The organism is Microbacterium sp. MMO-20, from assembly GCF_037147735.1.
GTDB lineage: Bacteria > Actinomycetota > Actinomycetes > Actinomycetales > Microbacteriaceae > Microbacterium.
In genome coordinates this window covers 102,203-124,414 of sequence record NZ_JBBCUU010000006.1, presented here as the reverse complement: position 1 = coordinate 124,414, position 22,212 = coordinate 102,203, and the positions used below count along the sequence as shown (strand labels likewise).

20 protein-coding genes are annotated in these 22,212 nt (G+C 71.8%); 12 read left to right on the top strand and 8 right to left on the bottom strand.

Features of this window, described 5'->3' with window-relative positions:
* Positions 1–17: 17 nt before the first annotated feature.
* Positions 18–536 carry an adenine phosphoribosyltransferase gene (locus WFI52_RS09755; RefSeq protein WP_336627073.1) on the top strand — a complete coding sequence of 173 codons (519 nt, stop codon included), beginning with the start codon at positions 18–20 and terminating at the stop codon, positions 534–536.
* Between the two features lie 45 nt (positions 537–581).
* Positions 582–2,039, top strand: a complete 1,458-nt coding sequence (locus WFI52_RS09750; protein WP_336627074.1) for a MinD/ParA family ATP-binding protein — start codon at positions 582–584, stop codon at positions 2,037–2,039.
* 11 nt (positions 2,040–2,050) lie between these two features.
* On the opposite strand, the gene hpxO is transcribed toward WFI52_RS09750, so the two are convergent.
* The 3 genes from hpxO to uraD form a co-directional block, all read right to left on the bottom strand.
* A complete protein-coding gene (gene hpxO, locus WFI52_RS09745) occupies positions 2,051–3,238 on the bottom strand; it encodes an FAD-dependent urate hydroxylase HpxO (RefSeq protein WP_336627075.1) in 1,188 nt (395 codons plus the stop codon).
* A 74-nt stretch (positions 3,239–3,312) separates the two neighbouring features.
* Positions 3,313–3,633, bottom strand: coding sequence for a hydroxyisourate hydrolase (uraH, locus tag WFI52_RS09740; protein ID WP_336627076.1), 321 nt, complete (start codon positions 3,631–3,633; stop codon positions 3,313–3,315).
* Positions 3,630–4,151 (bottom strand): 2-oxo-4-hydroxy-4-carboxy-5-ureidoimidazoline decarboxylase, encoded by a 522-nt coding sequence (gene uraD, locus WFI52_RS09735; RefSeq protein WP_336627077.1) that lies wholly within the window; start codon positions 4,149–4,151, stop codon positions 3,630–3,632. The genes uraH and uraD overlap by 4 nt, the downstream gene beginning before the upstream one ends.
* 154 nt (positions 4,152–4,305) lie before the next feature.
* Between uraD and allB the strand changes: the two genes are divergently transcribed.
* The 5 genes from allB to WFI52_RS09710 are packed head-to-tail and all read left to right on the top strand — an operon-like array spanning position 4,306 to position 10,964.
* Positions 4,306–5,706: an allantoinase AllB gene (allB, locus tag WFI52_RS09730; protein WP_336627078.1), complete on the top strand. Its 1,401-nt coding sequence runs from the start codon at positions 4,306–4,308 to the stop codon at positions 5,704–5,706.
* Entirely contained in the window at positions 5,703–6,797 is a 1,095-nt protein-coding gene (locus WFI52_RS09725) for an acetamidase/formamidase family protein (RefSeq protein ID WP_336627079.1), read from the top strand. Before allB ends, WFI52_RS09725 begins: the two co-directional genes overlap by 4 nt.
* Positions 6,794–8,404: an AtzH-like domain-containing protein gene (locus tag WFI52_RS09720; RefSeq protein ID WP_336627080.1), complete on the top strand. Its 1,611-nt coding sequence runs from the start codon at positions 6,794–6,796 to the stop codon at positions 8,402–8,404. The genes WFI52_RS09725 and WFI52_RS09720 overlap by 4 nt, the downstream gene beginning before the upstream one ends.
* A complete protein-coding gene (locus WFI52_RS09715; protein WP_336627081.1) occupies positions 8,401–9,654 on the top strand; it encodes a pyridoxal-phosphate-dependent aminotransferase family protein in 1,254 nt (417 codons plus the stop codon). Before WFI52_RS09720 ends, WFI52_RS09715 begins: the two co-directional genes overlap by 4 nt.
* Positions 9,651–10,964 (top strand): Zn-dependent hydrolase, encoded by a 1,314-nt coding sequence (locus WFI52_RS09710; protein WP_336627082.1) that lies wholly within the window; start codon positions 9,651–9,653, stop codon positions 10,962–10,964. The genes WFI52_RS09715 and WFI52_RS09710 overlap by 4 nt, the downstream gene beginning before the upstream one ends.
* 16 nt (positions 10,965–10,980) lie before the next feature.
* Here WFI52_RS09710 and WFI52_RS09705 read toward each other — a convergent pair whose 3' ends face one another.
* Positions 10,981–11,598, bottom strand: coding sequence for a TIGR00730 family Rossman fold protein (locus tag WFI52_RS09705; protein WP_336627083.1), 618 nt, complete (start codon positions 11,596–11,598; stop codon positions 10,981–10,983).
* A gap of 72 nt (positions 11,599–11,670) precedes the next feature.
* Between WFI52_RS09705 and WFI52_RS09700 the strand changes: the two genes are divergently transcribed.
* The gene (locus tag WFI52_RS09700) at positions 11,671–13,050 is read left to right on the top strand and encodes an amidohydrolase family protein (protein ID WP_336627084.1); all 1,380 of its coding nucleotides are present in this window, start codon (positions 11,671–11,673) and stop codon (positions 13,048–13,050) included.
* Positions 13,051–13,064: 14 nt separating this feature from the next.
* Here the strand turns inward: WFI52_RS09700 and WFI52_RS09695 are convergent, their stop codons facing one another.
* The 4 genes from WFI52_RS09695 to WFI52_RS09680 are packed head-to-tail and all read right to left on the bottom strand — an operon-like array spanning position 13,065 to position 16,714.
* A complete protein-coding gene (locus WFI52_RS09695) occupies positions 13,065–13,955 on the bottom strand; it encodes an ABC transporter permease (RefSeq protein ID WP_336627085.1) in 891 nt (296 codons plus the stop codon).
* Positions 13,955–14,770, bottom strand: a complete 816-nt coding sequence (locus WFI52_RS09690; protein ID WP_336627086.1) for an ABC transporter permease — start codon at positions 14,768–14,770, stop codon at positions 13,955–13,957. Before WFI52_RS09690 ends, WFI52_RS09695 begins: the two co-directional genes overlap by 1 nt.
* On the bottom strand, positions 14,770–15,591 hold the full coding sequence (locus tag WFI52_RS09685) for an ABC transporter ATP-binding protein (RefSeq protein WP_336627087.1): 822 nt from the start codon (positions 15,589–15,591) through the stop codon (positions 14,770–14,772). The genes WFI52_RS09690 and WFI52_RS09685 overlap by 1 nt, the downstream gene beginning before the upstream one ends.
* Before the next feature lie 25 nt (positions 15,592–15,616).
* Positions 15,617–16,714, bottom strand: a complete 1,098-nt coding sequence (locus WFI52_RS09680; RefSeq protein ID WP_336627088.1) for an ABC transporter substrate-binding protein — start codon at positions 16,712–16,714, stop codon at positions 15,617–15,619.
* Between the two features lie 255 nt (positions 16,715–16,969).
* Between WFI52_RS09680 and WFI52_RS09675 the strand changes: the two genes are divergently transcribed.
* Genes WFI52_RS09675 through WFI52_RS09660 form a run of 4 tightly spaced genes read left to right on the top strand, consistent with a single transcriptional unit; the run spans position 16,970 to position 22,212 of the window.
* A complete protein-coding gene (locus WFI52_RS09675; protein WP_336627089.1) occupies positions 16,970–17,779 on the top strand; it encodes an FAD binding domain-containing protein in 810 nt (269 codons plus the stop codon).
* On the top strand, positions 17,776–20,571 hold the full coding sequence (locus WFI52_RS09670) for a molybdopterin-dependent oxidoreductase (protein ID WP_336627090.1): 2,796 nt from the start codon (positions 17,776–17,778) through the stop codon (positions 20,569–20,571). The genes WFI52_RS09675 and WFI52_RS09670 overlap by 4 nt, the downstream gene beginning before the upstream one ends.
* Positions 20,564–21,595 (top strand): XdhC family protein, encoded by a 1,032-nt coding sequence (locus WFI52_RS09665; RefSeq protein WP_336627091.1) that lies wholly within the window; start codon positions 20,564–20,566, stop codon positions 21,593–21,595. The genes WFI52_RS09670 and WFI52_RS09665 overlap by 8 nt, the downstream gene beginning before the upstream one ends.
* A complete protein-coding gene (locus WFI52_RS09660; RefSeq protein ID WP_336627092.1) occupies positions 21,592–22,212 on the top strand; it encodes a nucleotidyltransferase family protein in 621 nt (206 codons plus the stop codon). The genes WFI52_RS09665 and WFI52_RS09660 overlap by 4 nt, the downstream gene beginning before the upstream one ends.

The window sequence follows — 22,212 nt, the reverse complement described above, 5'->3', positions numbered from 1 at the left end:
AAGCGTACGCTGGACCGGTGACCACCGAGGCCCTCGCCCGTGCCGAATCGCTCATCGCGACGATCCCCGACTTCCCCGAACCCGGCATCCTCTTCCGCGACATCTCGCCGCTGTTGGCGGATGCCGCCGCGATGCGCGCCGTCGTGGATGCCGTCATCAGCCCCTTCGCCGACGAGTTCGACGTCGTCGCGGGCGTCGAGGCCCGGGGATTCCTCCTCGCCGGCGCCGTGGCCGTCGCCGCGGGCGTCGGCATGGCTCCGATCCGCAAGGCGGGCAAGCTCCCGCGTCCCGCGGCATCGGTCGACTACGCGCTCGAGTACGGGACCGCGTCGATCGAGATGAGCGGCGACCTGGCACGCGGCACGCGCGTGCTGCTCGTCGACGACATTCTCGCGACGGGAGGCACCCTGCGCGCAGGCCAGCAGCTGCTCGGCGCGCTCGGCCTCGTGCTGGCCGGCACCGCCGTGATCATGGAGCTCGACGGGCTCGGCGGTCAGGCCGCGTGCGGGCCCGTGCACGCCGTGTTCCGGGTCTAGGTCTGGGATAATCGGGGTCGAGCGATCTCCGACAGAAGGGCTCCCGTGAGCACTGCGACCTCCGAACCGACCGTGATGCTGGCGTCGAGGACGCTCGCGCACATCCACCTCGAAGGTCAAGTCGACGAGGTGTTCGCCTCGACCGAGGACGCCCTGCGGGCGCGCATCGTCGAGGCCATCCGGCAGATGGCCGCGTCGGCCGGTGAACCCGTGACGGCGATCGTCGTCGACGGCGACGTGCGCTGGCCGCTCATCGTCCACCCCGACGGCACCTTCATCGAGGCCACCGCCCTCGCCGAGACCGCCGACGGAGAGCCCGCCTCCGCACCCGTCCCGGCCCCCGTGGCGGCACCGCGCGTCGAAGACACCCCTTCTCGCCGAGACGCCCCTTTCTCGACGGTCGATGACCGGCCGGCTCGTGAAGAACCGGCGGTCTCGGCATCGGCGTCGGCGTCTGCCGCGCCGCAGGATGCCGCGCCGACGCTGACGCCGACGCCGACGCCGACGCCGGCTCTGCGCAGCGACCTCGCGCGACGTGAGAGCGCGCAGCGCGACCCGATCGCGCGCGCCACCCCGACCGTCGAGGACCTTCTGAACTCGCGCGCCGACCGCGCGAAGCCGCGCGCGACCGAGGGCTGGCAGGGTGCGATCCGCCGCGCGACGGGTGGGGCGATCTCGCCGCGCCCCGGCAAGGCCGAGCAATCCCGCCTCGACCGCGAGCGCACGGTGCAGCGCCGCCTCGACGGCCCGCGCACGATCGTGATCCTCAACCCCAAGGGCGGTGCGCACAAGACCACCTCGACGCTCCTGCTCGCCGCGACGTTCGGCACGCAGCGCGGAGGCGCGACCCTCGCCTGGGACAACAACGAGACCCGCGGCACGCTCGGCTGGCGTGCGCAGAACGCCCCGCACCACCGCACCGCGGTCGACCTGCTCGAGCATCTCGACTCGTTCGCCGAGCCCAGCCAGGCGAGCCTCGCCGCGCTCGACACCTATGTGCGCACGCAGGTCGACGCGCGATTCGACGTGCTGGCGTCCGACGAGGATGCCGCGGCGTCGTCCACGATCGATGCCGCCGCCTTCGACCGGCTGCATGGCGTGCTCTCGCGGTACTACCGCCTGCTCATCGTCGACACCGGCAACAACATGCGCGCTTCGAACTGGGTCGCCGCGGTCGCCGCGGCCGACCAGCTCGTGATCGTCTCGACCGTCCGCGAAGACACCGCGGCCTCCGCTGCGTGGCTGCTCGACGGGCTGCGCGAGAAGGGCTTCGACCACAAGATCGACGAGGCCGTGACGATCCTCGCCGCGCCCTCGGCGAAGCCCGACCGCAAGCTCGCGGAGCGACTCGAGCGCCACTTCGCTCAGGTCACCGGTGACGTCGTGCACGTGCCGTTCGACGCCGCGCTCGTCGACGGCGGCCCGATCGATTTCGACGCGCTGTCGCCCGAGACGCGCGACGCGTGGCTGTCGGTGGCAGCGGCGATCGCGCAGCGCCTCTGACGCGGTACGGCTCAGAGCACGCCCGCGCCGAGGTTGACGGGGCTGCCTTCGATGTTGCCGACGATGCCGCGGATGATGCCGACACCGTCCGCGCCGCGGAGGCTCTCGTACCAGGCATCCGTCGCGGCCCTGTCGTAGGCGTGGGTCTCCTCGCCGCGTTTGCGCGCTCGCAGCACGAGCTCTCCCGCGCGTTCCACCCGGATCGCCTCGTACCGGCGGAGCGTGTCTTCGATGCCGACCGTGTTGGTGGCGAACGCGATGCCGAGCGCGAATGCGTCCTCGAGGGCTGAGCAGGCGCCCTGGCCGATGTCGGGGGCGGTGTTGTGGGCGGCGTCTCCGAGGATCGCGACGCGACCCTTCGCCCAGGTGGAGAACGGAGTGATGTCCCAGATCTCGACCCGGTTGAGCGATGCGGCCGGGTCGATCGCGCCGATCAGCGCCTGGACTCCGGGCGCCCACCCGGCGAAGGCCTGGTGCAGCGGCGCGGTGCCGTGGGCGGGGTCGTACGGGATGCCGTCCGGCTGCGGGACGTCGAACCAGAAGTAGAAGCGGTCGCCGGCGACGGGCATGACCGCGGCGCGCTTGCCGTCGCCGACGTAGGTGGTCCAGGCATCCGCCGCGCCGATCGCGGGGTTCACGGGCACGAGGCCGTTGAAGTTCGTGTATCCCGAGTACTCGCGCACGATCTCGGGCGCGCCTTCGGGCTGGACGTAGGCGCGCGTCAGCGAGCGCGCGCCGTCGGCGCCGATGACCATGTCGGCCGTGTCGGTCTCGCCGTCGGCGAACGTGACGGTGACGGATGCCCCGTCATCGGCGATCGCGACGACCTGCCGGCCGAGGTGGATGTCATCCTCCCCGAACGTGCGCATGAGGAGCGCCTGCAGCTCGGCGCGCGCGACCGGGTACGGCTTCTGGCCGGTCTGGGCGGTGACCGGATCGAGCGAGAAGTCGCACAGGACTTCGCCGGTGATCCCGTCGCGGTAGGCCATCGTCGCCATGTCCCCGCCGAGGGCGGCGACCTCGTCGCGCAGGCCCAGCCAGTTGAGCACCTTGACGCCGTTCGACCACAGCGACAGCGCGGCGCCCACGGGCTTGTTCTCGCGCATCCGGTCGTAGATGACGACGTCGTGGCCGAGCCGGCGCAGCGCGATCCCCGCGCTCGTCCCGCCGATGCCGGCGCCGATGATGATGACCTTCATGTCGGCACGCTAGGGCGAGCGTGTCACGCGCGCGTTTCTCGTCGGATGCTGAGGTGTTACGAGCCGTCCGCGCGTCAGCTGCCGCGGTAGGTGGAGTAGCCGAACGGGCTCAGCAGGAGCGGAACGTGGTAGTGCGGACGCTCGGCGACCGTGAAGGCGACCGTGACGCTCGGGTAGAACGTGGCGACTCCTCGCGCGGCGAAGTAATCGCCGGTCGCGAACGTCAGCGTGTGCGTGCCGGGTTCGAGGGTCTCGGGACCGAGGGCGAGACGGCCGTCCTCGTCGGTCCGGCCGGAGGCGATCACCGCGCCCGCGCCGTCGTGGAGCGTCACCTCGACTCCGGATGCCGGGGCGCCGGCCGTGGCATCCAGGATGTGCGTCGTCAGGCGGCTCATGCGATCGTCCCCTCCAGGCGCAGCAGGGCGATCTGACGCAGCTGGTCGAGTGCCTCTGCGGCCTCCGCCTCGTCGTCGTTGCCGAGGCGGCGAGTGAGCTCGGCGAGCATCTCCTCGGGGCTGCGGCCGGCGGCGCGGATGAGGAACACCCGTCCGAAGCGCTCTTCGTAGGCGGCGTTGCCGGCGGCGATCGCCTCGGTGGTGCCGTCCGACGCGGTCGACATCGACGCCTGCTCGCGGGTGCTCGCCGCCGCCGCGGCACCGGTGCCGCTCGGCCTCTGGCCGATGCGCGGATGGTGCGCGAGCGCGGCATCCAAGTCGGCGGGCGTCCACGCGCGGGCGAGCGTGTCGGCGCGCGCCGCGAGCGCGTCGACAGTGTCGTACGGCCGACCCGCGACGACGGCGTCCACCCACCCGGGGATCGCCGCCCAGACGGCGACGACTTCCGCGGCGGCGTCGGGTTCGAGGGCGTTGAAGACGCGGAGGGCGATGGGATCGAGGGCGGATGCGCGGCTCATGCCGAGATCGTAGCTTCGGTGCGGCTGGTCGCGGGGACGGGGCGGATGGGCGCGCGCACCGTTCCCGCGGCGAGTACGCGACCCCGCCGGAGCGGAAACACGGGCGAAACGCCCGCTCGGTACCCTCCGACGAAGACGCGAGAGAGGCGGCGGCATGGCAGCGGTGAGTGTGGTCCGTGCCGAGCGTGCCTGGATCGCCGGCGCGTTCGTGCCCGCCGAGATCCGCATCGTCGACGGGGTCATCACCGAGGTCCTGCAGGCGGGCGACGCCCTCGCCGCACCGGTGGCCGGGTCCGGCTCGCCCGAGATCATCGTGCTCGCGGACGATGAGGTTCTCCTGCCGGGCCTCGTCGACTCGCACGTGCACCTCGATGAACCCGGCCGCACCGAATGGGAGGGCTTCACCACCGGCACCGCCGCCGCCGCGGCGGGCGGCATCACGACCCTCTTCGACATGCCGCTGAACTCCGTGCCGGTGACGACGACGCCCGCCGCGCTCGCCGCGAAGCGCGCTGCGGCATCCGGCAAGCTCGCCGTCGATGTCGGATACTGGGGCGGCGCCGTGCCCGAGAACCTCGGCTCCCTGCGCGCGCTCGCCGATGCGGGCGTCGTCGGCTTCAAGTGCTTCCTCGTGCCGAGCGGTATCGACGAGTTCGGACACCTCGACGCCGCGGGGGTGCGCGCCGCCCTCACCGAGCTGGCTGCCTTCGACGGGCTGCTGATCGCGCACGCCGAGGACGAGGGCCACCTGCACGCGGCGGCAGGTGAGGTCGGCATCGCCGCCGACGGGTCGCTGGGTCGCGACTACGCCACGTTCCTGCGGAGCCGGCCGCCGGTCAGCGAAGAGGCCGCGATCGCGACGGTGATCGACGCCCTCCGCGAGACGGGCGGTCGCGGCCACATCGTCCACGTTGCCGACGGCACCGCACTCGGGCTCGTCCGGCAGGCGAAGGCCGACGGCATCCGCCTCACGATCGAAACCTGCCCGCACTACCTGACCCTCGCCGCCGAAGACGTCCCCGACGGAGCGAGTGCGTTCAAGTGCTGCCCGCCGATTCGCGATCGTGCCAACCAGGATCTGCTGTGGGAGGGCGTTCTCGACGGCACCGTGGACGCGATCGTGAGTGACCATTCACCGGCGACCCTCGCTCTGAAGACCGCCGGCGGTGGCGACTTCGGGCTCGCGTGGGGCGGCATCGCCGGCGTGCAGACGGGGTTCGCGAGCGTCTGGACCGAGGCCGCGCGTCGGGGCATCCCGCTGGAGAGCCTGCTGCCACTGTTCACGACGGGGCCCGCGCGGATCGGCGGGGTCGCCGGGCTCGGTGAGATCAGGCCGGGGGTGCGCGCGAACCTGACCGTCTTCGCGCCCGAGCGGGAGTGGACCGTCGACGCGCATCGGCTGCTGTACCGGCACAAGCTCTCCCCCTGGGACGGTCGCCGGCTCCGGGGCGCCGTCGAGACCACGATCGTCGGAGGCGAGATCGTCTACCGGGCGGGAGACGAGGATGCCCGGGCGCGGCCTGGGGCGGAGGTACTGGTGGAGGTGCGGGCATGAGCGCGAACGAGATTCTGCAGCCGGGCGTCGGCGAGGTCGCGGGCGACCACTACATCCCGGCGACACCGGCGACGGTGCTCTGGGGGCGCCTGCCGTGCGCGACGGATGCCCCGGTGCTGGCCGTCGCCGCGGGCGCCACGGTCACCTTCGACACCGTAAGCCACGAGGGGATCCTCCCCGACCAGGGTCAGGACCCGCGCGCCTTCTTCACGGCGCACGGCGTGCCGGAGAGCGACGTCCTCGTCGACGCGATCGAGATCGCGGCGGCCGTGACGAGGGATGCCGTCGCCGACGGCCCGCACGTCATCACCGGCCCCGTCTTTGTCGAGGGCGCCGAGGTGGGCGACCTCCTGAAGATCACGGTGCTCGATCTGCGGCCGCGCGTGCCCTACGGCGTGATCTCCAACCGGCACGGCAAGGGGGCGCTCCCCGGCATCCTGCCGCGCGGCCCGGAGAACGTGAGCGTCTTCACGCCCGTCGAAGACGGCGCGGGCGCGCTGCCGGTCGTCGCCGGCGGTGAGCGCGTGGTGCGCTTCCCGCTCGCCCCGTTTCTCGGGACGATGGGGGTCGCCGTCGCAGGTTCCGAGCGCCCGCACTCGGTGCCGCCCGGGGCGCACGGCGGCAACATCGACATCAACCTGCTGGTCGAGGGCAGCGTGCTGTACCTGCCGGTGCAGGTGCCCGGTGCGCTGGCCTACGTGGGAGACCCGCACTTCGCCCAGGGCGACGGCGAGGTGGCGCTCACGGCGCTCGAGGCCTCCCTCCGCGCGACCCTGCGGTTCGACGTCGTGCCGCGTGCGACGGCCCGTGCCGAGTTCGGCGACATCACCGGTCCCCTGGTCCGCACGAGCGACTACCTCGTGCCGACGGGACTCGACCCCGATCTCGGCGAGGCGATGCGCAAGGCCGTCCGCGCGGCCCTCGATCTGCTGCATGCCCGCTACGGCATGGACGAGCATCTGGCGTATGCGTATCTTTCCGCGGCGACCGATTTCGACATCTCGCAGGTGGTCGACATCGTCTGCGGTGTGCACGCGCGCATCCGCGAGTCCGACTTCGCGGCGGTCGCACCTGCGGGGTCGGGCGCATGAGCGCGGCGGCATCCGACATCCCCGCAGATCTGCGCGCCGCCTTCGATGCGTACGAACGGGCGATTCTCGCCAACGATCTCGACGCCCTGGATGCCGCGTTCGCGCCCGGCTCGGACACGCTCCGGGGTGACGGGGCGGGCCTGCTCGTCGGACACGACGCGATCAGCGCGTTCCGGGGGACCCGCGGTGGTGTCCCTCCGCGGGTGATCGAGAGCATCGAGTACCGGCCGCTCGCCGACGGTCTCGCTCTCCTCGTCTCCGTCTCCCGCTTCGCCGCGGGCGGCCGCGGCTTGCAGACGCAGCTCTGGCAGCGCATCGACGATCGCTGGCTCATCGCCGCGGCGCACGTGACGCCCCGCACCCCTGCGTTCGACCGCTCCATCTGGCGTACGGTCGGCGATCCGCTCTACCAGGGCGCCTGGGAGGGTCCGCTCGAGGGGCTGACGGTCGCCGTGAAGGATCTGTTCGCGATCAAGGGCTACCGCATCGGCGCAGGGAACCCCGCCTACCTCGACTCCGCTCGCGCCGAGACGACGAGCGCACCCGCGGTCGGTGACCTGCTGCGCGGGGGGGCGTCGCTGCGCGGTATCGCCCGCACCGACGAGATCGCCTACTCGATCGCCGGTGACAACGCGCATTATGGAACGCCGCCCAACGGCGCGGTGCCCGGCGCTCTGCCCGGAGGCTCGTCGAGCGGGCCGGCGTCGGCGGTCGCGCTCGGTCAAGCCGACATCGCACTCGCCACCGACACGGCGGGCTCCGTCCGCGTGCCCGCCTCATACCAGGGGCTGTGGGGGCTCCGCACGACGCACGGCCTCGTCCCGAGGCAGGGGCTGCTGCCGCTCGCCCAGTCCTTCGACACCGTGGGCTGGCTCACGCGCGACGGAGCGACCCTCCAGGCGGTCGCCGACTGGTGCCTGAGCTACGACGGATCGGGCTCGACCGAGTCGGTCCTCGGAGCCTCGGGCGACGACCTGCCCTGGCGGTTCCGCGTGCCGGTCGAGGCCCTGGTCACCGCCGAGCCCGCCACACGCGCCGCGTTCGAGGCCTTCATCGCGGCATCCGACCTGCCCGTCGAAGAGGTGTCGCTCGGCGATCTCGACGACTACCTGATCCCCTTCCGGACGGTGCAGGGCGCCGAGGCCTGGCGCAACAACGGCGAGTGGCTGCGCGCCCACCCCGGCGCGACGGGGCCTGCCGTCGCGGAGCGGTTCCGCGCGGCCGCCGCGGTGAGTGCCGCCGACGAGGCATCCGCCCGTGCCGCCCTCGCGCCGCTGCGCGAGACGCTGCACGCGCTCGTCCACGATGCCGTGCTGCTGCTGCCGACCGTCCCGGGGCCGGCGCCGGCGCGCACGGCGTCGGGGGCCGATGTGGATGCCGTCCGGCAGAACACGCTCCGATTGACGACCCCCGCGGCCGTCGGAGGGCTCCCCGCGCTGTCACTCCCCCTCCTGCGGGTCGCGGCGCAGGCAACCGCCCCCTCGGCTCGTCCGCCCCGCCCGGCCCCGGTCGGCGTGAGCCTCATCTCCCGGGCGGGCACCGACATCGCCCTCGTCCGTCTCGGCCGCGCCCTCCACGGCCACTCGATCGAAAAGGACTCCGCATGACCGACGCCTCCTTCCTCGGCGGGGCCGCACTCCCCGGACCGATAGACCCGCCCACCCGCCTCCTCATGGGGCCGGGCCCGATCTCGGCATACCCCAGCGTCCTGCGCGCGATGTCGGCCCCGCTCGTCGGGCAGTACGACCCGTTCATGACCGCGACGATGACCGAGACGCAGGAGCTGTACCGCGCGGTCTGGGCGACGCGCAACGACGCGACGCTGCTGGTCGACGGCACGAGCCGCGCCGGCATCGAGGCGGCGATCTTCTCGCTCGTGCGCCCCGGCGACCGGGTGCTCGTGCCGGTCTTCGGGAGGTTCGGGCACCTGCTCGCCGAGATCGCCGAGCGCGCGCTCGCCGAGGTGCACACGATCGAGACCGACTGGGGGCAAGTGTTCCCGGCCTCCGTCATCGAGGAGGCGATCGTCCGCGTCCGTCCGACGCTTCTCGCGCTCGTGCAGGGCGACACGTCCACGACCATGAATCAGCCGCTCGATGAGATCGGCGAGATCTGCCGTCGTCACGGCGTGCTCTTCTACTCCGATGCGACGGCGTCGCTCGGCGGGAATCCGTTCGAGGCCGACGCCTGGGGGCTGGATGCCGCGACCGCCGGACTCCAGAAGTGCTTGGGAGGACCGAGCGGATCGTCGCCGATCACGCTGAGCCCGCGGGCGGTGGAGGTCATCCAGTCGCGGAAGAAGGTGGAGGCGGGCATCCGCGAGCCGGGCGACGCCTCGTCTCCCGACTTCGTCCGTTCGAACTACTTCGACCTGGGGCAGATCCTCGACTACTGGGGGCCGCGGCGCCTCAACCACCACACCGAGGCGACGAGCATGCTGTACGCGGCCCGTGAGTGCGCCCGCGTGCTCCTCGCGGAGGGGCGGGATGCCGTCATCGCCCGCCACGAGCTCGCCGGGCGCGCGATGCTCGAGGGCGTCCGGGCGCTGGGACTCGTCGTCTTCGGCGACGTCGCCCACAAGATGAGCAACGTCGTCGCCGTCGAGATCCCCGAGGGCGTCCCGGGTGACGCCGCGCGCGCCGCGCTGCTGGAAGACTTCGGCATCGAGATCGGCACGTCGTTCGGACCGCTGCACGGCCGCGTCTGGCGCATCGGCACGATGGGCTACAACGCGCGGAAGGACGCCGTCCTGACGACGCTCGCGGCGCTCGAGACCGTGCTGCGGCGGTTCGGGGCGGCGGTGCCCGCCGGCGGCGGGGTCGAGGCGGCCGTCGACGTGTTCGCGGCGGCGGCATGACCGCGGCGCCTCTGCTGCGCGCGGCGCCCGACGCCGTCGCGACCGCCGCCCGCCGGGTCATGGCCCGCTGCGAGGAGCTCGCGCGGGTGAGTGCCGGCGCGGCATCCATCGAGCGCGTCTACCTCTCCCCCGAGCATGCCCGGGTGAACCGCCTCGCCGCAGAGTGGATGCGGGAGCTCGGCATGCGCACGTGGCAGGATGCGGCGGGCAATCAGGTCGGGCGCATCGGAAACCCCGCGGCGCCGGCGCTCATGCTCGGGTCGCACCTGGACACCGTGCTCGACGCGGGCCGCTACGACGGCATCGCCGGCGTGCTCATGGCGCTCGAGGTCGTGCGGCTGCTGCGCGTGCCGACGGGCGCGGGCGAGGGCGACGGCGGGGACGGGTGGACCGTGCCGCTGCCGTTCGCGATCGAGGTCGCCGCCTTCTCCGACGAGGAGGGCACGCGCTTCGGCAAGGCGCTGCTCGGGTCATCCGCCGTCGCGGGCGCGTGGAACGACGCCTGGTGGGACCTGACGGATGTCGACGGCGTGAGCCTGCGCCGCGCGTTCCTCGAGTTCGGGCTCGATCCCGGCCGGGTCGGCGAAGCCGCCCGCCGGCCCGACGAGCTCGTCGGATACCTCGAAGCGCACATCGAGCAGGGCCCCGAGCTCGATCGGGCGGGGGAGCCGCTCGCCGTCGTCTCCTCGATCGCCTCGGCGCGGAGGTTCCAGCTGGTCGTCGAGGGGGAGGCCCGCCACGCGGGCGGCACCCCTTACGACATGCGTCGCGACGCCCTCCTGGGCGCGAGCGAGGCGGCTCTGGCCGTCGAGCGGATCTGCTCCGCGGAGCACCACATCGTCGGCACCGTCGGGCGGTTCGAGGCGTTCCCCGGTGCGGTCAACGTCATTCCCGGCGAGGTGCAGTTCTCCCTCGACCTGCGCGGCGAGTTCGACGGCGAACGAGACCGCGTGTGGGACGAACTCGCCCGCGAGCTGGACGGGATCATGGGCCGCCGGGGGCTCCGCTGGCGCTCCCGGGAGGTGCACAGTGCGCCGGCCGTGTTCTGTGCGCCGCTCCTGCAGGACGTCGTGGCCGGCGGCATCCGCGGGGCCCTGCCCCCGCGCTCCGAGGCGCCCCCCGTGATCTTCAGCCGCGCCGGGCACGACGGGATGGCGCTCGGCGCCGTCACCGACGTCGGGATGCTGTTCCTGCGCAACCCCGACGGCATCAGCCACCACCCCGACGAGGCCGTTTCGGCGGGCGACGTGGCCCACGGCATCCGTGCCCTCGCCGAAGCAGTGCTCCTGCGCGGCACGGAGCGGGCGTGACGCCCGCTCCGTGCGGTCAGGGCTGCACGGGCAGGGCGAGCGCGCCCGTCATCTCCGCGCCGGGAGAAGCCTCCGAGCGCTCGGGGGGCACATAGTCGCGAAGGCGCGCGAGCGCCTCGGTCGCCTCGGTCGCGACGACGAGCATGTCCGTGTAGCGCGGGTGCGTGAAGCCCCGGTCGCGCATGTTCGCCACGAAGGCGAGCAGCGGATCGAAGTAGCCGGCGACGTTGAGGATGCCGACCGGCTTCTCATGGATGCCGAGCTGCGCCCACGTCCACTGCTCGGTCAGCTCCTCGAGGGTCCCGGGCCCACCGGGGAGTGCGAGGAACGCGTCGGCCCGGTCGGCCATGATCATCTTCCGCTCGTGCATCGTGTCGACGAGGATCAGCTCGGTGAGGTTGTCGTTGACCTCCTCCCGGGCCTGCAGGGCTCGCGGGATGACCCCGGTCACCTCCGCGCCGGCGGCGACGGCGGCATCCGCTACGGCGCCCATGAGGCCGACATGCCCGCCGCCGTAGGCGAGGGCCATCCCCGCGGTTCCGATCGCCGTGCCGACCGCGCGTGCCGCGTCGACGTAGACCGGGTCGAACCCCGGCGAGGATCCGCAGAAGACCGTGACTGTGAACCGTGACATGTCCCGACGCTAGGCGTCGCGTGTTTCCGCACCGTGACAGCCCGGAAACATCCCGTGATTAGCGTGGCGTGCATGTCGCTGCTCGTGATCCACGCCCGCCTCATCACCGTTCCGACCGGCTCGGCCGACCCGGGGTACATCGAGGAGGGCTGGATGCGCGTCGGCGACGACGGGCGCATCACCGCGCTCGGCGCGGGCGAGCCGCCCATCGGGACGACGGCCGACGAAACCCTCGATGTCGCCGGCGCGTTCGTCGCACCGGGCTTCGTCTCGAGCCACTCGCACCTGTTCACGAGCGGGCTGCGGGGGCTCGGCGTCGAGGAGACGCTCTACGGCTGGTGCGACGCGATGCTCGGTACGACGGCGCACATGACGCCCGACCAGATGTACTGGTCGACCCTCCACGGCTCGCTCGACTTCCTCTCGAACGGCGTGACGACCGCGTACAACTTCACCGACCCGCTCCAGGCATGGGAGTCGATGGTCGACGGCAAGCGCACCGGCACCGCCGGGCTGCGCGGCCTCGAGTACCACTTCCGTCAGGCCGAGGGCACGCGCGACGCGGGCATCCGCTTCGTGGATGCCGCGGGCATGGACGTCACGGCCGGCACCCCCGAGGAGGTGTTCGACCGGTTCGCGGCCGAAGTCGCCCACACGCGCACTTTCGACCCCGACTTCGCTCTCGGCGCCTCGATCATGGGGCAGGTGCAGTGGTCGCCGCACCCCGAGGCCGCCGAGCTCGAGGTCGAGGCGATGCGGCGCTACGGCGTGAGCAACCAGGCGCATCTGCTCGAGTCGCCCGAAGCGGTGCCGCACCAGCAGTCGAAATTCGCGCTCTACCGTCGCGCCGGAGCGCTCGAGCTCGGGCTGATGCTCGGGCACTTCATCCAGACGACGCCCGAGATCATCGATCAGGCGGTCGAGGGCGGCGCGTCGATGTCGTGGCAGCCGGCATCCAACGGCCGCCTCGCGTCGGGCGTCGCTCTCGTCCCCGAGATGCTCGCGATGGGGATGAAGGTGGGCGTCGGCCTCGACGACCAGGCCTGCACCGACGTGAGCGACCCATGGCAGAACATGCGGATGGGCATCTACATGCAGCGGGCGCGTACGCAGGACCCGCTGTCGATGACGCCCGAACTCATGCTGCGTCTGCACACTCTCGGCGCCGCCGAGATCATGGGCGTCGACGACCGCGTGGGCTCTCTCGAGGTCGGCAAGTTCGGTGATTTCGTCGTCGTCGACCCCCGGATGCCGGACGTCGGGCCGCTCTGGCATCCCGTCCGCTCCTACGTGCTCGCGATGAGCCCGCGGAACCTCAAGGCCGTCTACGTCGGCGGCCGTCTCGTGAGCGCCGACGGCGGGGTCTCGACGAATCCGCTCGCGGAGGAGGCATCCGCGAAGGTGCACGAGCTCCCCGCCGCCGTCGCGCCGCTGCGCGGCCACCCGCATTGAGGCAGGCCGGGCGGTCACGCGGTGGAGGTCGCCATGCCCATCCGGGCCAGGACGACGTTCTCCAGGATCTGCACGAGGTTGTAGAGCAGCAGGGTGATGATCGTGATGAGCGCGATCGACGACCAGAGCTGCGCGAACTGCGCCTGGGCGTTGAACTTGAGGATCGATCCCCCGATGCCCGTCCCGGTCGACAGCCACTCGGCGAGCAGCGCCCCCGTGACGGCGGCGGGCACCGAGACGCGCATCGCCGCGAAGATCGAGGGGAGCGCCCCCGGTAGGTTGACCTTGCGCAGCGCCGTGAAGCGTCCGCCGCCGAAGACGTGCACGACGTCGAGACTCTGACGGCTCGCGCGACTGAGACCGAACAGCACGTTCGCGAGCGCGGGGAAGAGCACGACGATCGTGCCGATGACGGCGACGGATGCCGGGGTCCCGCGCCCCGTGATGAGGATGATCACCGGGGCGATCGAGACGAGTGGAATGGTGCGCAGGAGCAGCACGAGCGGCATGACACCGGCCTCGACCGCCTTCGACAGACTGAACGCGATGGCGAGGACGATCGCGACGATCATGCCGACGACGAAGCCGATCAGAGAGTCGCCGAGAGTCTGCCCGAGGAGGGGGAGCAGCTGGTCGCGGTGCTTCTGGGCGTCGTCATCGGTGATCAGGAACGTCCAGACGTCGAGGGGTCCTTTCGCGACGTACGGCGAGATGCCCGTGAGGCTGACCACGGCCTGCCACAGCGCGATGAGCACGACGAAGGTCAGCAGCGCGTTCAGCAGCGACTTCCCGAGCGAGCGCGTGAGGGCCCGCCGGCGGTCGGCTCGCAGCCGGGCGAGTGCGGCGGGGTCGGCGCGCACCGCGACGTTCGCGGTGGCCGATGCGTCGTTGAGCGTGTGCGGCATCAGGCGGCCTTCCCGGCGGCGCCCGCCACCCACGGGGTGACGAGTCGGATGAGGAGTCCCACGAGACCGTAGGCGACGAGAGCGAACACGGCGCACAGGAGGAACACCGACCAGACACCCGCCGAGTCGAGCTGGCCCTGCAGACGGATGAGCGTCGGTCCGACACCCGCCGTGATCGCGCCGAGGTACTCGCCGAGGACGGCGCCGAGGAAGGCGGTCGGCACCGCGATCTGCAGGGCGTTGAGGATCGCGGGGAGAGCGGCGATGACGCGCACCTTGCGCAGCTGCGTCCAGCGTCCACCGCCGTAGACGTGGACGACGTCGAGGGATGCCTTGTCGGCCGCTCGGAACCCGAGGATGGCGCCGACGACGGTCGTGAACACGCAGACGAGGGCGGCCAGGAAGATCGCGGTCGCCGAGGGGTCACCCGGGCTCTTGGCCCCGCCGAGGACGACGATCGAGATGCCGCCCACCGCGACGATCGGCAGGCAGTAGCTGACGACGGCGATCTGCGTGATGACCGTCTCGGTCTTCGGGAACAGCAGCACGATCGTCGCGAGGAGCAGCGCGGTGCCGTTGCCCCAGAGATAGCCGATGCCCGCCGCGGCGAGGGTGGGGGCGAACACGCTCCAGGTGCCCGCGATGTTGCCCTGCACGAACAGCCACTGGAACACCGCGACCGGCGTCGGAACCGGTGTGAACGTGGTGCCCTCGGCCGGGGTGAACACCGTGAGGGCGAAGATCCACCAGACGAGGACCAGGGCGACGCCGCCGAGGAGCGCGGCGACCCAGCCGGGCCTGCGGGTGCGGGTCATCAGGCCTCCGCTTCGGCGCGTCCGTCCGAACCGAACAGCAGCTCGGACGCCTGGTCGACGTAGGCGTGGAACTCGGGCGTGCGCATGATCTCGGGCGTGCGCGGGCGTGGCAGGTCGATCTCGATGATCTTCTTGACGCGTCCCGGCCGCGGCGACATCACGGCGACGCGGTCGGCGAGGAAGATCGCCTCGCTGATGCCGTGCGTCACGAGGAGGGTCGTCGCGGGCTTCTCGGTCCAGATGCGCAGGAGCTCGAGGTTGAGGTTCTGGCGCGTCATGTCGTCGAGCGCGCCGAACGGCTCGTCGAGCAGGAGGACCGAGGGGCGGAGGACGAGTGCGCGGGCGATCGAGGCGCGTTGGCGCATGCCGCCGGACAGCTGTGCCGGCTTCGCATTCGCGAAGTCCCTCAGGCCGACGAGCCCGATCAGTTCGTCGACGTAAGCGGTGTCGACCTTTCGCCCCGCGACCTCGAACGGCAGCTCGATGTTCTTGCGCACGCTGCGCCACGGCAGGAGCGCGTGGTCCTGGAACGCGATGCCCAGTTCGCTCCCGGCACGCAGCTGGTCGGGTGTCTCGCCGTCGACGAGGGCTACCCCGCTCGACGGTTTCTCGAGGGAGGCGAGGATGCGCAGGATCGTCGACTTGCCGCAGCCCGAGGGGCCGAGCAGGGCCAGGAACGACCCCTTCTCCGTGTGCAGGTCGGTGTCCTGCAGTGCGGTGAGCGAGCCGCCTCCGCGCAGGGAGAAGGTCTTGGAGAGGCCGGTGATGTGGATGCCGGTGCCCGTGCGGGCACCGGCATCCACGTTCGTCAGATTCGACATGGGTTCGTGAACCGGGTCGTGCCGATCAGGGCAGGTACTTCTTGAGGTCGGGGTTCTCGGCGTAGATCTCGTCGATGATCGTCGTGTCGAACAGCTTGTCGGCGTCGAGCTCCCATCCCGAGGCCTTGAGCGAGGCGAGTGTCTGCTTCTTCAGCTCGTCGGAGATCGTGAAGAGACCGTTGGCCTGCGTCTCGTCGGTCGAGATGAGCTTCGCCTGCGCCTCGATGCCCGCCGCGGTCTTCTTCGGGTCGAGGTCGCCGAAGGTGAGATCGCCGGCCGCCGCCGACTCGTTGTAGTACTTGGTCACGAGGGCGACGGTGTCGTCGACCGGTTCGGTGAAGGTCTTCGTCCAGCCCTTGATCTCGGCGGTGAGGAACGCCTTCAGCAGATCCTTGTGCTCGGCGAGGTACTGGTCGGTGACGGCGTACGACTCGGCGACGTAGGGCAGGCCGTTGTCGGCGTACGCGAGGTTGGTGGTCTCGTAGCCTTCCATCTGCACCGTGATCGCCTCGTTCGTGAGGTACGCCATGAAACCGTCGACCTCGCCGTTGATGAGGGGGGTCGGGTCGAAGTCGACCGGGACGACCGTGACGTCCTTGGGGTCGATGCCGTTCGCGTTCAGGAGTGCAGCGAACACCGAGGCGTTGGAGTCCTGCACGCCGATCTTCTTGCCCTTGAGGTCGGCGGGCGTGGCGATGTTGCCGCCGCTCTTGAGCGAAAGGATCGTGAAGGGGTTCTTCTGGAACGTCGTCGCGATGATCTTCAGCGGCGCGTCCTGCTCGGCGACGGCGGCACCGACGGATGCCGCGTCGGTCAGAGCGACCTGCACCGAACCCGACAGCAGCTTGGCGACGCCGGTGTCCGGGCCGGCGACGCCGGTCACGGTGCCGAAGCCCGCCTCGTCGTAGTACCCGTTCTCGTAGGCGTAGTACTCGCCGGCGAACTCCTCGTTCTTGATCCACGAGTACTGGACGCTGATGTCGCCGTAGTCGGCCGACGCGCCGCCCGCGCTCTCGGACGAGGCGGGAGAGCTCGAGCCCGAGCAGGCACTGAGGGCGAGCGCGGCAACCGCGACGGCGGCGAGCGTCGCGCTCAGCCGGCGCAGGGTGGGGGACGATGACATGACTGCCTCCTGATGCTGTGACGGCCTCGCGGGCCGCGATGGGTGGCGGAGTGTCGCGCCGCCGTCGGGACGGCGGCATGGCGCGCATCCCGGATCGGATCGACGGTAGGACTCCGACGTTTCGCGGAGGGGGCGCACTGTTTTCGAGGCGTTACGAGTCGCCGACGGCGCGGTTCTGTACAGCTCGTGCGCACGGTCTTTACATCACCGACACATCCGTGGTGTTTGCTGTTGCCACTTCGCGAAAGGGGAGCCGTGGACCTGAACACCGTGACCGTGTACCGTGCCGCCCGTTCGCGCTCCGATCTCGACCTGGCACGGGGAGAGCGGTTCCTCGGAGGAGGCACCTGGCTGTACTCGGAACCGCAGCCGGAGGCGACCGGGCTCGTCGATCTCACCACCATGGGGTGGCCGGCGATCGAAGAGTCGGATGCCGGCATCCGAATCAGTGCGACGTGCACGATCGCCGAGCTCACCCGCTATCGCGGACCGTGGCGGGCGGTGCCGCTGTTCACCCAGAGCGCGCACGCCCTGCTCGCGTCGTTCAAGGTGTGGAACGTCGCGACCGTCGGCGGGAACATCTGCCGCGCGTTCGCAGCGGGGGCGATGGTGTCGCTGTGCACGGCGCTCGACGGCGTCGCCGAGGTGTGGACGCGGCCCGGCGACGCGCGGGGCGATGCGTACCGCATCGCCGTCGCCGACCTGGTGACCGGCGACGGCACGACATCGCTCGGCGCCGGCGAGGTGCTCCGCGCGATCGAACTGCCCGCGCGCGCCCTTCGTGCCCGGGCAGCCCTGCGCAAGATCGCACTCACCGATCTCGGGCGATCCGGGGCGGTCGTCATCGGTCGTGTCGACGACGACGGCGCGGCGGTCTTCTCGGTCACCGCGGCGACGTGGCGCCCGTCGGTCCTCCGCTACGAACGCATGCCGTCGGCAGAGCTTCTGCGCGCCGACATCGTGGGGCTCGACGGCTATTACACCGACCCGCTCGGCGCCGCGGACTGGCGTCGGCAGTGCGCGAGCGTGCTCGCGGAGGAGATCCGGAGCGAGCTGTCATCGTGAGGTTCGAGATCAACGGCGAAGACGTGGATGCCGCGCCCGCTCCCGGGCAATGCCTGCGCACCCTGCTGCGCGAGCACGGGCATACCGAGGTCAAGCGCGGGTGCGACGCCGGCGACTGCGGGGCCTGCTCCGTGTTGGTCGACGGAGAGCCGGTGCACTCGTGCATCTTCCCCGCGCAGCGTATCGACGGTCGGTCGGTGACGACCGTCGCCGGTCTCGGCATCCCCGGCGCGCTGTCGCCGCTGCAGGAGTCGTTCGTCGAGCACTTCGGCTTCCAGTGCGGGTACTGCACGCCCGGCATGATCGTGACCGCCTCGACCCTGAGCGAGAGCGACCTCGATGACCTGCCGCGCAGGATGAAGGGCAACCTCTGCCGCTGCACGGGGTACCGGGCCGTGGAGGAGGCGATCCGCGACGGGGTCTCGCGCCGAGCGCGCACGACGCCTGGCGCGCAGAACCTCGGTGCGACGGGGGTGCGTCCGGGCGATGCGGTCGGACATTCGGTGCATCCGCCGGCGGCTGAGCGCGTCGTCGCCGGCCTCGAGCCGTACACGTTCGACCTCAGCGCCGACGAGCTCGCCGGCCCCTTCGCCGGCGCCCTCGTGCTGCGGGTGCTCGGTGCGCCGCACGCGCACGCGCGGATCACGGCGATCGACACGGCTGCGGCCGAGGCGCTGCCGGGCGTGCACCTCGTGCTCGACCACCGCAACGTCGTCACGCCGCGTTTCTCGACCGGGCGGCACGAGCACCGCGACGACGACCCCGACGACACGCTCGTCTTCGACGACACGGTGCGTTTCGTCGGGCAGCGCGTCGCCGCGGTCGTCGCCGACACCGCCGCGATCGCGGAGGCGGCGCTGCGTCTCATCCGTGTCGACTACGACGTGCTCCCGGCCGTCTTCGACCCCGAGCTCGCGCGCTCCCCGGGCGCTCCGCTCCTGCACCCCGACCGCACAGCCGCGGACCGCGTCGACGATGCGGGGCGGAATGTGATCCTCTCCCTCCACGACGGCTACGGCGACGTCGCGGCGGGGATGGCCCGAGCGCACACCGTCGTCGGCGGCACGTGGAGCACCGGACGGGTCATCCACGCGCAGCTCGAGACCCGCGGTGCGATCGGCCGTCTCGACGACGACGGCCGCCTCGTCATCCGCACGAGCACTCAGGTGCCGTTCCTCGTGCGCGACGAACTCGCCTACATCCTGGGGCTCGATCGCGACCGGGTCCGCGTGCACGCCGCGCGCGTCGGCGGCGGATTCGGCGGCAAGCAGGAACTGTTCTGCGAAGATCTCGTCGCGCTCGGCGTGCTGCGCACCAGCCGGCCCGTCGCGTACGAGCTGTCGCGGCGCGAGGAGTTCGAGCGCACCGCCGTGCGCCACCCCATGCGGGTCTCGGTGACGCTCGGAGCGGACGAGCACGGCATCCTCACCGCGATGGAGGTCGACGTGCTCTCCGACACGGGCGCTTACGGCAACCACTCACGAGGCGTGCTCTTCCACAGCGTCGCCGAGTCGCTGAGCCTCTATCGATGCCCCGCGAAGCGGCTGGATGCCGAGGTCGTATACACCAACACCGTGCCCTCCGGCGCGTTCCGAGGCTACGGCCTCGGCCAGGTGATCTTCGCGATCGAGAGCGCCATGGACGAGCTCGCGATCGAGCTCGGCATCGATCCGTTCGAACTGCGCCGTCGCAACGCGGTGAAGGACGGCGACGACCTGCGCCACCACAGCAGCGAACCCGACGCCGACCTCGTCTGGGGCAGCTACGGCCTCGACCAGTGCCTCGATCTCGCGCGCGACGCGCTCGCGCGCGGTAACGGGGTCGCGGCGCCGGAGGGCTGGCTCGTCGGCGAGGGGATGGCCGTCGCGATGATCGCGACCATGGCGCCGTTCGGCCACATCTCGCACGCCACCCTCGACCTGACGCCCGACGGCCGGTACCGCGTCGGGATCGGCACCGCCGAGTTCGGCAACGGCACGACGACGGTGCACGCGCAGATCGTCGCGACCGACCTCGGGACGACCCCCGACCGGGTGTTCCTGCACCATGCCGACACGGATGCGGCGCGGCACGACACGGGCGCCTTCGCCTCGGCGGGCATCACGGTGGCGGGCAAAGCGCTGCACGCCGCGGCCTTGGCGCTCGCCCGCGTGCTGCGGGAGACGGCATCCTCTCTCACGGGCACTCCGATCGAGGAATGCGCGCTCACTCCGGATGGAGTCCAGGCCGGACGCCTCGTCGGCTTCGCCGAGATCATCGCCGCGGCGCCCCCGGAGCGTCGTCACGGCGATGGGCTGCGCACCGACGGAAGCGAGCTCGGCGAGCAGCGTTCGCTCGCGTTCAACGTGCACGCGTTTCGCGTCGCGGTGCGCCCCGAGACAGGAGAGGTGCGCGTTCTGCAGTCGGTGCAGGCGGCGGATGCCGGAACCGTGATGAACCCCGAGCAGTGCCGCGGTCAGGTCGAGGGCGGCGTCGCGCAGGGCATCGGCTCGGCGCTCTACGAAGAGATCATGGTCGGGCCGTCGGGGGCGCTCCAGACACCCGTGTTCCGCGTGTACCGGGTGCCGCAGCTCGCCGACGTCCCGCGCACCGAGGTCCTGTTCGCCGACACGAGCGACGACCTCGGGCCATTCGGAGCGAAGTCGATGAGCGAGTCGCCGTACAACCCTGTCGCACCTGCGCTCGCGAATGCCGTGCGTCGTGCGCTCGGGGTGCGGCCCTTCGAGCTCCCGATGTCGCGCGATCGCGTCTGGCGCCTCGCGGCGTCGAGGGCGGAGGTGCCGCGTGCGTGACATCCTCGATGACGCCGTCCGGTGGCTCGCGGACGGCCGCGACATCGCCGTCGCGACGGTGGTCGCGGTGCGCGGGTCGGCACCCCGCGAGCTCGGGGCGAGCCTCGTGGTCGCCGCCGACGGCGCCCTCCGGGGGAATGTCTCGGGCGGGTGCGTCGAGGGAGCGGTGATCGAGGCGTGTCTCGAGGCTCTGGCAGCAGACAGCGCATCGGTCGCGCGCTACGGCATCGCGGAGGACGAGCTGCTCGGCGTCGGACTCATGTGCGGCGGGAGCATCGATGTGCTCGTCCGACCCGTCCGGCGCGGGTCCGACGCGGCGGTCCAGCTCAGCCGACTGGCGGCGCTCGACCGCCCGCGCACCTTCGTGCTGACGGTGCGCGGCGATGAGCTCGGTGCGAGCGCCGTGCGGGACGAGGTCGGGCCCGGTGGCCGGGCGGAGGTGATCGGCTACGACGCCGCGGGCTGCCGTACCGACGCCGATCCCGTCACAGAGCATCTCGTCCTCCCCTTCGGAGGTCCGCCGCGTCTCGTGATCGTCGGCGCCGTGCAGCACGGGGTCGCCCTCGCGCGGATCGGCGCGGCGTGCGGCTACGCCGTCACGGTCGTCGACCCGCGCGAGGCGTTCACCGCCCCCGAGCGGTTCCCGGGCGCCGAGGTCGTCTGCGACTGGCCCGACCGCTGGCTCGAACGCATCGGGATCGACGTCGACACGGCGGTGTGCGTTCTCAGCCACGACGAGAGGATCGACGCTCCCGCACTGCGGGTCGCGCTCGCGAGCGCCGCCGGCTACGTCGGCGCGATGGGCAGCCGGCGGACGCACGACGACCGCGTGGCGCGTCTGCACGACGCCGGCGTCGCCCCGGACAGGCTCGCGCGATTGCGTTCGCCGATCGGACTCGACCTCGGCGGACGCTCGCCCGAAGAGACCGCGCTGTCGATCCTCGCCGAGATCGTCGCCGTACGGCACGGGCGCAGCGCGGGGCCCCTGCGCGAGGCATCCGGCCCGCTGCACGCATCGATATGAGCGGATGCCGGGGTGACGACGGCAGCGGCGAAGACCCCTGCCGCGCCAGCGGGGCGTGCGGGATCGTTCTCGCGGCGGGATCGGGCACTCGGTACGGCACGCCGAAGGCCCTCGCGGTACGTTCCGACGGCACCCCGTGGGTGCGGAGCGCCGTCGATGCGCTGCTCGCCGGCGGGTGCGCCCCCGTGTTCGTCGCCCTCGGCGCCGAACGCGAGGCGGCGGCAGCGCTCGTTCACGTCGACGAGCGCGTCGTCATCGTCGCGGTGCCGGAGTGGGCGCGGGGGATCTCCGCGAGCGTGCGCACCGCGCTCGCGGCCGCGGGGGAGACCGTGCGGGCCGCCGCCGTCATCGTTCCCGTGGACACTCCGGACCTCCCCGCGGCGGTCGTGGCGCGCATGGCGGAGGGCGCCGACGTGTCGACGCTGCGCCGTGCCGTGTACGACGGCGTGCCGGGCCACCCCGTCGTGATCGGGCGTCGACACTGGCCGGCAGTGATCGCCGGGGTCGCGGGCGACCGTGGGGCGGGCGAGTACCTCACGCAGAACGGTGTCGAGTGCGTCGAATGCGGCGATCTCTGGCACGGTGCGGATGTCGATCTGCCGACCGCACGCCGCTGA